The sequence below is a fragment of the Providencia sp. PROV061 genome (assembly GCF_011045655.1).
Taxonomy (GTDB): Bacteria; Pseudomonadota; Gammaproteobacteria; order Enterobacterales; family Enterobacteriaceae; genus Providencia; species Providencia hangzhouensis.
Genome location: NZ_CP042861.1, coordinates 4,097,069 through 4,112,748 on the forward strand (window position 1 = coordinate 4,097,069; position 15,680 = coordinate 4,112,748).

Sequence of the window (15,680 nt, forward strand, 5' to 3'; positions counted from 1 at the left end):
GACGGCGACCGGCGCCGTACATTGCTAAAATTGATTTTTATGACTTGTTATTATTTGTGTTTACGGCCATATACCAGCCACGTGATAAACACACAGGAAAGATAAAATATAAAAAACACTTTCATTGCATCTGCCGGTGAACCCGTCAGTGTTAATGATGTACCGAACGCTTTTGGAATAAAGAAGCCACCTATTGCACCAATAGCAGAGATAAACCCTAAAGCTGCAGCACTTTCTGTTACCGCCTCTTTTTGGGCTTCTTGCTCTGAAGCTCCTCTTAAGATGGCTTTGTCCATGGTTAATTTACGAAAAACAACAGCAATCATTTGGAAGGTTGAGCCACTGCCTAGCCCTGCCGTTAAAAACAGCACCATAAATACGCCATAAAACGCCCCGAAAGAGCCTCCTTGACCGTTTTCTGGTAACGTAAAAAACAGCAAGCCGGAGAAAACAGCCATGACCACAAAGTTCAGTAATGTGACTTTCACACCACCAAAACGGTCAGATAACATGCCACCGACTGGGCGAGCTAACGCACCGAGGAAAGGGCCAAAAAAGGCAAACTTCAAGATAATGACGTCTGGAAACTGGGTTTTCGATAACATCGCGAAACCAGCAGAAAAACCGATAAACGAGCCGAATGTCGCCAGATATAACAGGCTTAATACCCATAGATGGCCACGTTTCAAAACAGGTAATTGTGCTTTAAGAGATGCCTTATTAGCCGCTAAGTCATTCATGCCAAACCAAGCCATCACCGTAAAAAGCAGTAGAAATGGCACCCAAATCCAAGCGGCATTTTCTAACCACAACGTTAAGCCATCAGGCTGAGCCGCTCCAGTCCCACCAACGAAAGTAAATACACCAACACCAACGATAAAAGGCGCCACCAATTGCATGACACTGACCCCTAAATTTCCTAGCCCACCATTCAGGCCAAGTGCACCGCCTTGGCGAGCTTTAGGGAAAAAGAAGCTGATATTGGCCATGCTGGATGCAAAGTTAGCGCCGGCAAAACCACAAAGTAGGGAAATAATGACAAAGACTTGATAAGGCGTGGCAGGGTTTTGAATCGCATAACCTAGCCAAATACATGGGATCACTAAAAACAGCGTACTAATAGCAGTCCAACGGCGCCCACCAAAAATAGGAATAACGAATGAATAAGGGACTCTTAATAAAGCACCTGAAACGGAAGGTAATGCGGTTAATAAAAATAATTGGTCTGTCGTAAAATTAAAACCCACTTTATTTAAATTAACCGCAACTGCACTAAATAACATCCATACGCAAAATGCGAGCAATAAACATGGAATAGAAATCCATAAATTACGATTGGCAATACGCTGCCCTGTTTGCTGCCAAAACCGAGTATCTTCAGGACGCCAATCCTGTATAACACCATTATTTGACTGTGCAGCTACACTATTAACATTATCTCGTTGAGACATAAATCACCCCGATAAATACAATTTCTGCTCGCAGTGTGTGGCGAATAGACCACCGTGAAGCTGATCTAAATCAAGAGAGATTTAAATGAAATATGCGTGATTTTTCTCGTTAACCACCAGAGGAGTATTAGGAGTACAAAACAATAATTGATTGAATTAAAACAAAAAAAATCATTGCCCGGTAATTTTATTTGTTGAAATTTAAAGCGAATAATTCAATGGGATATTAAGGAGTAATACCGAAGTGGCATATTCAATTTTATATAATAGAGAAACAATATCTACGTTATCAAAAATAATAAATAAACGTATAGAGTAGAAAGGATCATTTATGTCTATTGCTTATCACCGATTTTCAATCATTAACCAAGTTATTGGTTTAATGCTATTGATTGCCGTACTCGGTATTATTGGCATGACAATTTCAAATAGTATGATTATTAGTGTGCAAGGAAATGCACATGCAATAAATAAATCAGGCTCATTGCGGATGCAAAGTTATCATTTACTTTCATTAGTACCACTCAACCAATATTCTGACGTATATATTAGTGAGCTTGAAAAAAATTTATTAAGCAATGAACTAACACAAGTTGTCGATATAGAAGATTTAAATCCGCAATTTGCTGAGCTTTATCAATATTGGGTTACAGAATTAAAACCTGCTCTTAACCATGCAGTTTCTCCTAATGATGCACGTCTCGCGGTCGTTACCTTTGTTAATAAACTCGATGCATTAGTTCGTAATATTGATGAAAAAACAGAACGAAAAATAACCTATGTAGCAATCACTCAAATGGTATTTATTGGCCTCGTTTCATTGCTACTTATTTTTGCTATCTGCCATTTTAGAAAGAAAATTTATACACCTTGGCTTAAGTTACTTCATATGGTGAACGCGATTAGTCACCAAGACTTTAGTCAGCGCTTTCCTGTAGGCAAAAAACAAGATGAGCTAAATTCACTGGGCCATACGTTAAATCAAATGTCGGATGAGCTCGCACAGAGTTACCATCAATTAGAATCTCGAGTTATCGAAAAAACCGCCGATCTGCAAAAGAAAAATAAAGTATTACTCTATTTATACCAATCTAATCGAACCCTACATGCCATTGGGCCACTATCAATCAGGTTAGAAAAAGTGTTATTTGAGCTTAAAAGCTTAATCCCACTGCAAAATATTAGATTGAGGCTATATGAAGAAAACAATGATGCCTGCTTTCATGAAATTCATTGTCCTGAAAACAAGGATCAATATCTCAATTCACCCAAGATGGCTGAACACCTTAAAGTAATATCATGGGAGATTTCTGATAATTTACAGCGTTATGGCATGATTTTAGCTGAAATGGATATAAACCAGCCATTATCTGAAGAACAAAATAATTTAGTGCTGATGCTAGTTAAACAAATCGCTGGAATGCTAGCGATGGAGCACCAATTAGAGCAACAACAGCAGTTACTGATTATGGATGAACGATCGGCGATTGCGAGAGAATTGCATGATTCCATCGCACAATCATTATCTTGCCTCAAAATGCAAATTAGTTATCTACAAATGCAACCTAAAACATTGCCAACTAAGCACCAAGAACTATTAAACGAAATGCGCAATGAAATAAATTCCGCTTATAGTCAATTACGTGAGCTTTTAACAACCTTCAGACTAAAATTAACTGAACCAGGCCTATTCCCTGCCTTAGAAAGCACAATCCAAGAATTCAGTCAGCGCCTTGGTTTTCAAATTGGATTAAATTACCAAATTCCAGCCAAAAGCCTCTCTCCACATCAATCTATTCATATTATCCAGATAATCCGAGAAGCTTTAAGCAATATTCTCAAACATGCTAATGCGAACTGGTCACAAGTCTCATTAATCGAAAATAACGGATTAATCACCATGACAATAGAAGATAATGGGGAAGGTATTCAGCCTCAGACAACAAAAAATAACCATTATGGATTGATTATTATGAGAGAAAGAGCGCTAAGCCTAAATGGGAAATATCAAATTTCGCCAAGAGTTCAGGGTGGCACTATTGTTAATGTCGTATTTCCACTGACTTTGGCTTAATTAAATTGGAGTAACTCATTAATGAAAAATGAAAATAAACTGACTGGGCAATCTACCATTTTACTGATTGATGACCACCCGATGCTACGTAATGGTGTTAAACAATTAATTAGTTTAGAACCCACATTAAAGGTAATTGGTGAAGCAGACGATGGAATAACGGGTATTAAAATTGCGGAAGAACAAGACCCAGATTTAATCCTATTAGATCTCAATATGCCTAGTATGAATGGCTTTGAAGTACTCGATAATTTACGTAACCGCGAACTTTCAGGCCGTATTATCTTATTTACGGTGTCCAATTATGGCGAAGACTTAATTAATGCGTTAAAACGAGGTGCTGATGGCTATTTACTCAAAGACATGGAGCCTGAAAAATTAATTATTGCATTAAAAGAAGCCGCAAGTGGTAAAATGGTCGTTAGCCCAACGCTCGCTTCCATTTTAGCTGAATCTTTAAGAGATAACCGAGCCCCTACAGAGCATAATCTATCAGCACTAACCCCAAGAGAAACCCATATCTTAGATTTAATCTCACAGGGGCTATCAAATAAGATGATTGCGAATAAATTACAAATCACAGAGAGCACCGTCAAAGTCCATGTCAAACACTTACTAAAGAAACTTAATTTAAAATCGCGCGTTGAAGCCGCTATTTGGGTTTTACAACAAAAGTAATGATACGGCTCCTTAACTTAATGCATCGAGCCATGGCTGTTGTTTTGGGTAACGTCGACGGTAGCCATGCATCGCAACAGATAACTGAATGAGATCCGTAAACCTTGTCGGGTCCAAACTGGTTTGCTTTTTAATTTGTTGTAACCGATAACTTAATGTATTTCTGTGAATGCCTAATTGCTGCGCGGTGCTACCTATTTCGCCATTTTGCGATAAAAACAGCTCAAGGGTTTCAAGCAAAATATCGCCCGAATCATGCAACAATATTTTATGGCAAATATCTAAAAAGAAATTAAATAGATAGCTATTTTCCAATTCATTAAAGAGGCATAAAGATGCCATTTCTTTAAATAAAAAGACTTGTTTATCGGGAACCGTTAGCCGTCCAACTTCAATAACTGAACGTGCAAAATGTACTGCATCCCTCACATGTTCTTGCGTATCTGCCTGAACACCAACACCAATATAATATTGGCTAAGTTGGCTATCTAGAATGAAATGAAGATTAGAAATAAACGATTCATTTTGATAATGCGTTGATGGGAATAGCATCAAAATTTCGCGGCTATTGAGTAATAACACATCACTTTTTTCCATAGCTGATAATTCAGTAATGATCGTATCGAGTATTTCTGGGCGGTACTGAATAGCTTCAATATTAATAATCACAGGAATAGTCGGTAAAGTGAACGCAAAACCGGAATTATGCAATTTTAGTAATGCACTGCGCCCCTGTGCTGGCGTTGTGCTTTCTATAAACTGGACAAATAGCATGTCACGCAAACGATGCTGCCAGTTAATACTACGCCGCTCAATTTCTTGTTGAATTAGCAGCTCAGCCGTCAGTATAGCGAGCTCGGCATAACGCTGGATCACAACAGGGTCACCACTCACGCCAATCACTAATTCCACTTTATCAGCCACAACAATCGGATGGTTTATCCCCGGTGCCACATTCGAATAAGCTCGTGCTTCATTTTCATTGTAGATGGTGATCCGTTTGCCGCAGCGGATCACTTCCACTGCGGCTTCATGGGTTTCACCAATACGCTTTTTTTCACCTGAAGCGATAATCACGCCCTGACTATTAATCACATTGACGTTGTGATGGATAATTCCCATTGCACGCGTGACAATATCATTGGCTAGTTTTTCAGTCAGTAGCATATTACCGCCTCACTTTAGGGTTTTATTTGCATATTCGGATTTGCGAGTACGGTACGCAGCAAATTTTCTGCTGTATCTGCCAAATAACGTTCACCATTTGTCATGGCTTGCTCAAGGGAAACTGGCCCCGGACAAAGCGACCACATTGCGGTAATGCCATGTTGGTATAGGATACGGCTATCTTCACTATACCCCCCACAAAGCGCAATGACAGGCACACCATAATGACTGGCCATACGAGCCACTCCCACAGGAGCCTTACCATTCGCACTTTGACTGTCAAGCCGCCCCTCTCCTACAATGACTAAATCCGCTTGTTGAATATAAGATTTTGCGCCAAGGAGCCCCAAAACGAGATCGATTCCTTTTTCGAGCTTTGCCGAAACAAACCAACGAAGCCCCGCACCTAATCCACCCGCTGCACCACTGCCAGCCTCCAGTGAAACATCTTTTCCCGTTATTGCTGACATTAATTTCGCATAGTGAGCCATCCCAATTTCAAGCTGGTCAAGTGTGGCTTGGTCGGCCCCCTTTTGGGGACCATAAACATAAGTCGCACCATTTTTGCCTAATAAAGGGTTTTCAACATCGCAAGAGACATTAAATTCAACCTTAGCGGCTCGCGAGTCAAATTTATCAAAATCAATCTTTGCAATATTAATGAGGTCTTTTCCGCAAATTGGCGTCTCAATAAGCTGAGAATTTTTATCGTAAAACTGAGCACCCAATGCTTGAGCAAACCCTGCACCACCATCATTAGTTGCACTTCCTCCTATCCCGATAACAATACGAGAACAACCCATATCGAGTGCATGCTTGACCATTTCACCCAAGCCATAAGTTGAGGCATTTTCAACTCGACGATGCTCACGTTGAACGAGTTCCAGCCCACAACATTGCGCCATTTCGATAAAAGCGGTTTTTCCCTCCAATACTAATAACCCTGCATCAACCTTACTACCATAAGGCCCAGTACAGCTAAAAATGTAAGGTGTTACACCAGAAAGCGCGGGGCTATTCTCTAGTGACTCCAACAAACCTTCTCCGCCATCAGATATGGGTAATAACGTCATATCTAACTCAGAGGATACACGCTTGAAACCCTCAGCAACGGCTTGGCATGCTAACCTTGCAGAACAACTTCCTTTAAAGGAATCAAGTGCGATAACAATTTTCATGCAGACTTTCCTATTGTAAATGGCGATGTTGAATTATTTGCTTTCCACTGAAGTCGATACTTGTAATGGCTCAGCTTCGCTCATACCGTTAGTATTCACTCGTGACGCAATAATCGTTCCGATAACTAGCAAACCGACACCAAACCATAATCCAGAAGTGGCTGTTCCTGTATAATCTTCAAAAAAGCCAAGAATGAACGGGCCAAGGAAGCCGCCAAACAGCCCTAAGCAGTTCAATAGTGCCAAACTTCCCGCTAACATGCTGCCACTCATATAAGTCGGAGGAAGCGAGAAAATAATCGATTGAACCACAAAAAACATAAATGCCGTTAAGCAAAAGCCAATTAAACCGACAACTGGGCCACCCAGTGCACCAATCACTAACCCTACGGCCATTACTGCATAACCTGAAATTAAAATACGTGATGAACGACGCGGTGTATTAGCTTTTCTCGCGACAAAAATGCCACCAATTGCGGCTGAAATCCATGGAATCGCTGTTAATAAGCCGATTTGAATAGGTGTTAATTTGCCATATTCACCGATAATAGTCGGTAAAAAATAACTTAAACCATAGACCGAGAACTGGTGAGTAAAATAGATAGCAACAATCATCATAAAGGCTTTATTCTTAAATGCCGCCTTGAGTGAGAATTTACTGTTACTCACACTAATACTGTTTTTGTCTTGATCATGTTTATATTTAATATAATTCCGATCATCTTCATCTAACCATTTTGCATCTTCTGGTTTATTCGGCAACACGAACCACACAACAAATGCTAGGATAACTGCTGGCAAGCCTTCAATAACAAACATCCATTGCCAACCATGGAAGCCTAATAAGCCATCCATACTCAGCAATAAACCACTCAGCGGCGCCCCAATAATATTTGCAAGACAAACCCCGAGTAAAAATAACCCTGTTGCTTTAGCCCGTTCTTCTTGGCTAAACCAATATGTCATATATAGAATAACCCCAGGATATAAGCCCGCTTCAGCCGCTCCCAGTAATAACCGCAAGATATAAAAAGAAGTCGGCCCTGTCACAAACGCCATTGCCGCAGATAATAACCCCCAAGTGATCATGATCCGCGTGATCCAAAAACGCGCGCCTACTTTCTCCATTATCAAATTACTTGGGATCTCAAGAATCGAGTAGGTTAAGAAAAAAAGCCCCGCACCAATACCAAACGCGGTTGCAGATAATCCTAAATCAATCGACATCGCATTTTTTGCCATGCCAATATTTGTTCGGTCAATAAAGCTAATAATGTACGCTAAAATCAACAACGGCATCAGGTTACGGTATATCTTTGCGTTGGTTTTTTTCCCCTGAGCCACATAATCTAACTTTGCATTTGTAGAAAACATAGATAAGATCCTCATGTTGTAGTGAAACAGGTACGGCTCTTGGCAATAAGTGACATACCTGTTGTTTTACTTCAGCAACAGCCCGACGCCCCACGTCGGGCTTTCTGCTTGCAGCTTTTCTTATTCTCTTTCGAACAACATTGATATCCCTTGACCACCACCGATACACATAGTCACTAACCCGGTAGTAACCTGACGGCGTTCCATTTCATACATTAACTTCACAGGTAAAATAGCCCCACTGGCACCCACTGGATGACCCAGAGCAATTGCCCCACCATTCACATTCACTTTAGTGCTATCAAGAGACAAATCATTCATAACTGCAATGGCTTGTGCAGCAAATGCTTCATTTAACTCAATTAAATCAATGTCTTTTACATCCATTTTGAGCTTTTCCATTAATCGACGGGTTGCTGGCGCGGGTCCAAAGCCCATAATGGCCGCTTCACAACCTGCTACAGCCCAATCGACCACTTTCATTCTTGGCTTCAGACCACGTTTTTCCGCTTCTTCACGACGCATCATCACTAATGCCGCAGCACCATCATTGATACCTGAAGAGTTTGCTGCCGTAATCACACCATCAGCTTTAAATGCAGGGCGCAATTTTGCTAATTTTTCACGTGGTGTATCACGCGGATGTTCATCGGTATCAAAAATACGTGTACCTTTACGGCCTTCAGGTATTTCTACTGGCAATATTTGGTCAGCAAAATAACCGGCTTGAATCGCTTTTAACGCTTTTTGCTGGCTATCCCATGCAAAATCATCCATTTCTTCACGGGTAATATTGAACTGCTCTGCAACATTTTCTGCCGTCATTCCGTTGTGGTAAGGGCCTTCTGGCCAAGTTAGGATGGACGTTAACCCATCTTCCAGTACATCATTTCCCATGCGGTAGCCATAGCGCGCTTTGCGTAAGTAGTACGGCAGCATTGTCATATTTTCAGTACCACACGCCACCACAACATCTGATTGGCCGGTCTGCAACAACATCATGCCATCGGCTAACGCTTGTAGCCCTGAACCACATTGGCGGTTAACAGAATAAGCGGTGGTTTCTTTTGGTAACCCTGCTCGCAGTTGGCAAATACGAGCGATAAAACCACTTTCTGCGATTTGCCCAACATTACCCACAATGACTTCATCAACATCTTCGGGAGCAATTCCAGCTCTTTTCACGGCTTCACGGATAACCGCGGCCCCGAGGTCATGTTGATGCGTATTTGCAAAACTTCCCCCCATCGTGCCAATTGCCGTTCTCACACCACTCACAATGACAATATCATTCGCTTGTTTCATTATTTCCCCCTATAACACCATTCCGCCGCCAACATTGATTACTTCGCCATTGATATAACGCGCTTTATCAGAGGCTAAAAATGCAACACATTGGCCAACATCGCGCGGATCTCCTGCAAAACCCGCAGGTATCTTGCTGATCATGATGTCCCACACTTTTTCAGGCACACCACGGGTCATATCCGTATCAATAAACCCTGGGCAAATCGCATTGACTGTGACCCCTTTACGGGCGAGTTCACGACAAGCCGTTTTAGTCAGGCCAATAACCCCAGCTTTGGATGCGGCATAGTTGGCTTGCCCAACATTCCCAAGCCAACTTGCCGAGGAAATATTGACAATTCGGCCATTTCCTTGTTCACGCATTAGCTTTGCCGCCTCTTGCATGCAGTTAAATGTCCCTTTCAGATTGATATCAATCACTTTGTCCCAATCATCTTCCGTTAATTTATGCAGCATGCCATCTCGGTTGATCCCCGCATTATTTACCAGTACATCAATCGCCCCAAAATGCGCTAATGCGTTAGAAAATAAGGCATTTACCTCTTCACGTTTGGCAATGTCACAAGGAATGAAAATGGCTTGATGGCCTTGCTCTTGTAGCTGTTTTGCACTTTCTTCACCTGATGACATGGCTAAATCAGAAATAACGACTTTTGCCCCTTCTTCCGCAAGTACCTGAGCAATCGCAAAACCAATACCTCTTGCAGAACCCGTCACAATGGCGACTTTATCTTTTACTAACATGGATAAATTCCTCTTTAATATTGAAACTACAAATACGAAACCAGTCCAAAAGGCGCTTCTTCGAATAGTGAAGAAGACATCACTTTCAAATCAGGAGAAATTTCAGGTACGAAGTCCATATGGGCAAGAATGTCACGCTCTAGGTCAATACCGGGGGCAATTTCAACCAGTACCGGGGTTTTTCCCCCTAAAGTGAACACCGCACGTTCCGTGACAAAATGCATGGTTTGGTTAATATTTCGCGCGACATCCGCATTCCATGAAATTTGCCGTACTTGGTTAACTAACTTTCTAATATCCCCTTCCCGCACAATATTTAATTGCCCATTTTCACAACGAATATCTAACCCTTTTGCTGTGAACGTTGAGCAAAACACCACGTGTCGAGCATTTTGGGTAATATCAATAAACCCACCTGCACCAGGGCAAATATTGCCTAACAACGTCGCATTGACATGGCCACTGGCATCCATTTCCCCTGCGCCCATATACGTGATATCAACGCCTGCACCGTTGTAGTACAACATTTGGTCTTGGTGACTAATCATCGCTGACAGGTTACGGCCTATGCCAAAATCAATACCGCCTGCTTGGACGCCCCCCCAAATCCCTGACTCCACGGTGATATCGACGCGCTTGGTTGCATTTTCTTCCTGAATAATTGAGCCAATAACATCGTTTGGAATACCGGTTCCTAAGTTAATCACGCAGTTTTCGTATAGATAACGACATGCAATTCGCCCAATCAATTTGCGAATATCTAAAGGTAATGGCGTAGTTCGTTGGATAGGCGTGCGAATATCACCGCATAGCGTTGGGTCAAAAAACCAGCTCGAAGACTGGCGATGGTCTTCTTCAGGGTTATCACACACGACAATATGATCAATAAAGCTCGCAGGAACAGTGACACGCTTGGGATGTAAAGTCCCTTCTTCAACGCAATATTTCACTTGTGCAATCACTTTGGCACCAAAGCGTTTAGCCGCCAGTACCGCATGCAAGACCTCTAGGGCCATGGCTTCTTCATCGGTGGTGAGGTTGCCTTTACTATCAGCGTGAGTTCCTCTGATCACCACCACATCTAAGGGAATTTCTGGGTACCATAACCATTCTTCCCCTTTGAAATTCACTTTTTCAACCAAAGGGGGAAGTACCAACGTTTTAGCGTTCATCCTACCGCCTTCAAGGTCAGGGTCGATAAATGTTCCTAACCCTACTTTGGATAAGCGCCCCGGTAAGCCTGCGGCCATTGCACCATATAAATGCACCATTTGCCCTTGAGGGAGGCAATATGCTTCAACTTGGTTATCGTTAATCATTTGCATCCATCGAGGTGCTAACCCCCAATGGGAACCAATGATCCGCTTCACCATCCCTTCATGGGCAAAGTGTTGATTCCCTCGAATACGGTTACATTGCCCAGCTGCGTGAACCAGTGTTAATTGATTTGGTGTACCCTCGGATAAAAAGCGTTGCTCAATTGCTGATAAAATAGATTCAGCAGCACTGGTTAATGTCATTCCCACAGTACAAATTGTATCGCCATTATTAATTAATTTAGCGGCATCTTGTTTAGAAATAAATTTATTATTCATGATAAAACCTACCTGAAGGCTAATATTTCATAGCCCCTTTTTGATTAATTAAAAACTAATTTATATTTTAGTTATTTAAAGAGTAATATCGTAATTTCAAATCTTTCTTGCTTATTTTCCCATTCCAAGTTCTAGGAAAGTTACGCGTAAACATAATTCTTACTGGAACTTTATACGTTGGCACCCTATCTTTTAACCACTCAATAATTTCTTTACTGGTTAAACACACTTGATTCTCAGGAATAATAAATGCAATGGGTTCTTCACCATAAATTGTGCTTTCAATTGGAATAACAGCGACCTCATTAACTCCTGGATAATTAGAAATTAAATCCTCGACTTCAATAGAATATATTTTTTCACCACCACGGTTAATCATATCTTTAATTCTATCTTGAATATAAAGAAAACCATCATTATCCATATAGCCAATATCCCCTGTGAAAAACCAACCATCATTAAATGATGTGGTATTCGCAGGACTATCCGGCCAATAACGTTGGATAACAACATCCCCCTTAACCCAAATATTACCTGTGCAGTTCGCGGGAAGATTTTCACCTTTATCATTACGTATGGTCACCTGTAACCCAGGGACTGGTGTACCAGAGCTAGACTTCTTATCGCTATAACGAATATCTTCACGAAATAAAGTTGCTGGTGAAGAGGTTTCAGTTAAACCATAAATAGAATGAATGGATGTTTTAGCAAATATATAAGAAAGCTCTTTAATCGTACCTTCATTTAAATGCCCTGCACCACAAGCAATCATTTTTAATGAATTAAATCTTTCTAGGTTAATGCTTTTATTTTCTTTTATTTTCTTAATTAACAATATAAATACTGTTGGAGAACCATGTAAAAATGTTATTTTTTCTTTTGCAATTGTTGAAATAATATCTTTTGCATTGAATTTTTTATGAAGATAAATCGTCCCACCAATATGGATAAATAACGCCAAAATAGCAGAGAGCCCCGTAATATGATAAATCGGTACTGCTAAAATTGTTTTATCGTGTTCAGATAACTTTAATGTTTCCTGATAGGCATATACTGCAGACAATATATTTTTATGCGTGATCACCGCACCTTTTGGCACCCCTGTTGTACCCGAGGTAAATATTATAACAGCAGGGTCTTCTTCATTAACTTGGTTAATAAAATTAATTTCATCAGTGAATATTACATTACGCCACTGAGAAAGACTCATCCCTTTTGCACTGAGCTGTGCTAACCATGGTTGATATGTATCATCCCAAAAAACAGCATCTGCATTAATACAAGACAAATGCTCTTTACCTTCAAACTCTTTCATTTTGGTACTCAAAGGAATTACCTGAATACCCAGACCTACCGCGGCATAAAATAATTGGCAAAACTCAATCGTATTCCCCCAGCCAAGTACAATCCGGTCACCTTTTTTCAGCTGTACTACAGTAGTTAGCCAATACATTGTTTTATTTACTTTTTCAAGTAATTGGTGATAACTCCAACTTTGCTCTTCAAATACAATCGCAACAGCGTCTGGCTGCACTTTTGCTCTCTGTAATAAGCTTTGGTAGATGTTTGAATTTGGCGCAAGCATGGACACACTCCGATACACCTGAATATGACTGATATGCTATCAATGTATAAAATACACTCCGATAAATTAGTGCCAATCTTCACAAATTATTCACACCCTTTTTTTATTTGAATTAGTGATCTGCACAATTCGTTTGTTAACAAATTTTTAACTTAAGTCTCATTTTAAGCTCTGGTTTTTATTGCAAATGAACATATTTACCTTTTGTTATTATCAAGCCATCCCAAAAAACATATAAATTCCTATGAATAGCTCGGTCATCATTGTGCGTATATACAATTACTCATAAACCCAAAAATAGTTTAGAACTAATAATTAACTCTTTCGTTTATCCCCTATGTGTTCTTGCACTCTGTGCTATTTATCCTACCCACCAAAGCAAATATGATAAAAACAGTGGAGAATTCACGACAGATTGCTACAGTGGGGGGCCTTTATAATTAAAGAATTGATGAGAAAATAATCGCCACCTTTGAAAATGGTTAAGGAGATAACTCATGGCAAACACCCCCTATATTCCCCCGAGAGTCTGGCAATGGGAGCAAGGTAATGGCGGAAAGTTCGCCAATATTAATCGCCCAATTTCTGGTGCAACTCACGAAAAATCTTTACCTATAGGTAAGCACCCACTACAGGTATATTCATTAGGAACTCCCAACGGACAAAAAGTCACTATCATGTTAGAGGAGCTATTAGCCCTTGGCATTAAAGAGGCTGAATACGACGCTTGGTTAATTAATATTGGTGAAGGCGACCAATTTAGTTCGGGTTTTGTTGAAATTAACCCTAACTCAAAAATACCTGCTTTAGTCGATAGAAGCAGTAAGGAGCCTATCCGAGTATTTGAATCGGGTTCTATTCTGACCTATTTAGCTGAAAAATTTTCTGCTTTTTTACCCACAACTCAACCAGAACGCGCTGAAACCTTATCATGGCTATTCTGGCAAATGGGTTCAGCACCTTTTGCAGGTGGCGGTTTTGGGCATTTTTATGCCTACGCCCCTGAAAAATTTGAATACCCTATTAACCGCTTTGCGATGGAAACTAAACGTCAATTAGATGTATTAGACAAGCGTTTAGCAGAACACAAATATGTCGCAGGCCAGAACTATAGTATTGCAGATATCGCTATCTGGCCATGGTATGGCGCTTTAGTGAAAGGTTGGCTTTATGATGCTGCAGAATTTTTATCTGTCCATGAATATAAAAATGTTATTCGTTGGGCTGATGAAATCTATGCACGCCCAGCGGTACAGCGCGGCCGCCGTGTTAATCGCCTACAAGGTGACCCCGCACAGCAAGTACGCGAACGCCACGATGCGAGTGATATAAGTTAAGTCATAAGTTTATTACCTTTATTAATACTGAGATTGATCGGTTTTAAGTCTCAGTATTCCCCTAAAATCAAACATCCTTGGTTAAGGTCACAACTGCTTAAATAAAATATCCCCATTAAAATTAAAATATCTAAATACAAAAGTAAAAAATCATATTTAGACCGTCTTATTTATACAATTAGCACTAATTCTATTAGTACACCACCAAAATAAACATTCCAAAATGGACAAAAATATCTTAATAAATACAAATTTCGCGACTACTTTAGTGAGAATAATCTTATATTGATATTTTATTTCAAATAAAATTATATTAACAATATGTTATAAAAATAACCATTCAATTAATAATGTTTCTTATTTTTATTTAAGATTCAAGCCATTAAACAAGTCATTATTAGAGTACTACTTATTTAGCTTGTAATTAGATACATATATTGTAATTAATCGATTTTATCGATTTAACATACTGATTATTTATATTTAGAAAATACCCCTATCAAGTGTAGCCTATACTCACAAATTAAACAGCTATCCAAAAATTGAAACTTAAATCGGTATCCTAATAAATGAAGGACTCTATTTTTACTTGCTTAACTGTTTTAGAAAACAAAAAAAACATTACAAACATAGTTGCCAAGAACATTGGTAAAAAAATTAAACTGCTAAGATCAGAATATCGCTTAAGTGGGTCTGATTTAGCCAGAATTATAGGTATATCTCAACAACAATTATCACGTTACGAAAATGGTCTTAGTGACATATCAACATCTAAAATCATGTTGATATCCGTATATTTTAAAGTAGATGTTTGTTATTTCTTTAAAAAAGATTAACTCATTATATTTTTATCTCTCATATTAAGGTAGTGCGAATGAATGATGAAGAAAATGTAAATATAAAATTAGGCTATTTAATAAAAAAATTAAGAAAGAAAAAAGGAATTAGTGGAGCTGAATTAGCAAAAAAACTAAATGTAAGTCAACAACAAGTATCAAGATATGAACGAGGAGCAACAAAACTAAGTTTTGAAAAATTAATCGAATTAACAATTTATCTTGATCTGGATTTATCTAAATTAAAATCAGAAATTGAAAAAAAAGAAGTTTATATATCAATGACTCAAGAGAATTATTTTAATCTTTAATGGCAGATAACACTGTTATTAATTAATAACAATTAACTCTGA

The 15,680-nt window shown here is 39.5% G+C and carries 13 protein-coding genes; 5 read left to right on the forward strand and 8 right to left on the reverse strand.

Annotated features, from left to right (window positions below; translation table 11 throughout):
- Window positions 1-50: 50 nt before the first annotated feature.
- Complete coding sequence (locus tag FVA72_RS18930; RefSeq protein WP_110591133.1) at window positions 51-1,451, reverse strand: NarK family nitrate/nitrite MFS transporter; 1,401 nt, start codon at window positions 1,449-1,451, stop codon at window positions 51-53.
- Between the two features lie 331 nt (window positions 1,452-1,782).
- Between FVA72_RS18930 and narX the strand changes: the two genes are divergently transcribed.
- Window positions 1,783-3,525, forward strand: a complete 1,743-nt coding sequence (gene narX, locus FVA72_RS18935; protein ID WP_110591132.1) for a nitrate/nitrite two-component system sensor histidine kinase NarX — start codon at window positions 1,783-1,785, stop codon at window positions 3,523-3,525.
- Window positions 3,526-3,546: 21 nt separating this feature from the next.
- A complete protein-coding gene (gene narL, locus FVA72_RS18940; RefSeq protein WP_004259360.1) occupies window positions 3,547-4,203 on the forward strand; it encodes a two-component system response regulator NarL in 657 nt (218 codons plus the stop codon).
- Window positions 4,204-4,215: 12 nt separating this feature from the next.
- On the opposite strand, the gene FVA72_RS18945 is transcribed toward narL, so the two are convergent.
- The 7 genes from FVA72_RS18945 to FVA72_RS18975 all read right to left on the reverse strand — a co-directional run bounded on the left by FVA72_RS18945 (window position 4,216) and on the right by FVA72_RS18975 (window position 13,154).
- Window positions 4,216-5,370: a CdaR family transcriptional regulator gene (locus tag FVA72_RS18945; RefSeq protein ID WP_004259365.1), complete on the reverse strand. Its 1,155-nt coding sequence runs from the start codon at window positions 5,368-5,370 to the stop codon at window positions 4,216-4,218.
- 14 nt (window positions 5,371-5,384) lie between these two features.
- Window positions 5,385-6,548: a glycerate kinase gene (locus FVA72_RS18950; protein ID WP_110591131.1), complete on the reverse strand. Its 1,164-nt coding sequence runs from the start codon at window positions 6,546-6,548 to the stop codon at window positions 5,385-5,387.
- Between the two features lie 33 nt (window positions 6,549-6,581).
- Window positions 6,582-7,922, reverse strand: coding sequence for an MFS transporter (locus FVA72_RS18955; RefSeq protein ID WP_004259371.1), 1,341 nt, complete (start codon window positions 7,920-7,922; stop codon window positions 6,582-6,584).
- A gap of 120 nt (window positions 7,923-8,042) precedes the next feature.
- Window positions 8,043-9,227, reverse strand: a complete 1,185-nt coding sequence (locus FVA72_RS18960; RefSeq protein WP_110591130.1) for a thiolase family protein — start codon at window positions 9,225-9,227, stop codon at window positions 8,043-8,045.
- Between the two features lie 9 nt (window positions 9,228-9,236).
- Window positions 9,237-9,974 (reverse strand): 3-oxoacyl-ACP reductase FabG, encoded by a 738-nt coding sequence (fabG, locus tag FVA72_RS18965; protein WP_096864443.1) that lies wholly within the window; start codon window positions 9,972-9,974, stop codon window positions 9,237-9,239.
- Between the two features lie 26 nt (window positions 9,975-10,000).
- Window positions 10,001-11,569 carry an acyl CoA:acetate/3-ketoacid CoA transferase gene (locus FVA72_RS18970; protein ID WP_110591129.1) on the reverse strand — a complete coding sequence of 523 codons (1,569 nt, stop codon included), beginning with the start codon at window positions 11,567-11,569 and terminating at the stop codon, window positions 10,001-10,003.
- A 67-nt stretch (window positions 11,570-11,636) separates the two neighbouring features.
- Window positions 11,637-13,154, reverse strand: a complete 1,518-nt coding sequence (locus FVA72_RS18975; RefSeq protein WP_137019291.1) for a class I adenylate-forming enzyme family protein — start codon at window positions 13,152-13,154, stop codon at window positions 11,637-11,639.
- A 497-nt stretch (window positions 13,155-13,651) separates the two neighbouring features.
- On the opposite strand from FVA72_RS18975, the gene yghU reads away from it, so the two are divergent.
- From yghU to FVA72_RS18990, 3 genes are all read left to right on the forward strand, one after another.
- On the forward strand, window positions 13,652-14,491 hold the full coding sequence (gene yghU, locus FVA72_RS18980; protein ID WP_110591127.1) for a glutathione-dependent disulfide-bond oxidoreductase: 840 nt from the start codon (window positions 13,652-13,654) through the stop codon (window positions 14,489-14,491).
- Window positions 14,492-15,060: 569 nt separating this feature from the next.
- Window positions 15,061-15,327 (forward strand): helix-turn-helix domain-containing protein, encoded by a 267-nt coding sequence (locus FVA72_RS18985; protein ID WP_004259392.1) that lies wholly within the window; start codon window positions 15,061-15,063, stop codon window positions 15,325-15,327.
- A gap of 38 nt (window positions 15,328-15,365) precedes the next feature.
- Window positions 15,366-15,638 (forward strand): helix-turn-helix domain-containing protein, encoded by a 273-nt coding sequence (locus tag FVA72_RS18990; protein WP_004259395.1) that lies wholly within the window; start codon window positions 15,366-15,368, stop codon window positions 15,636-15,638.
- Window positions 15,639-15,680: the final 42 nt, after the last annotated feature.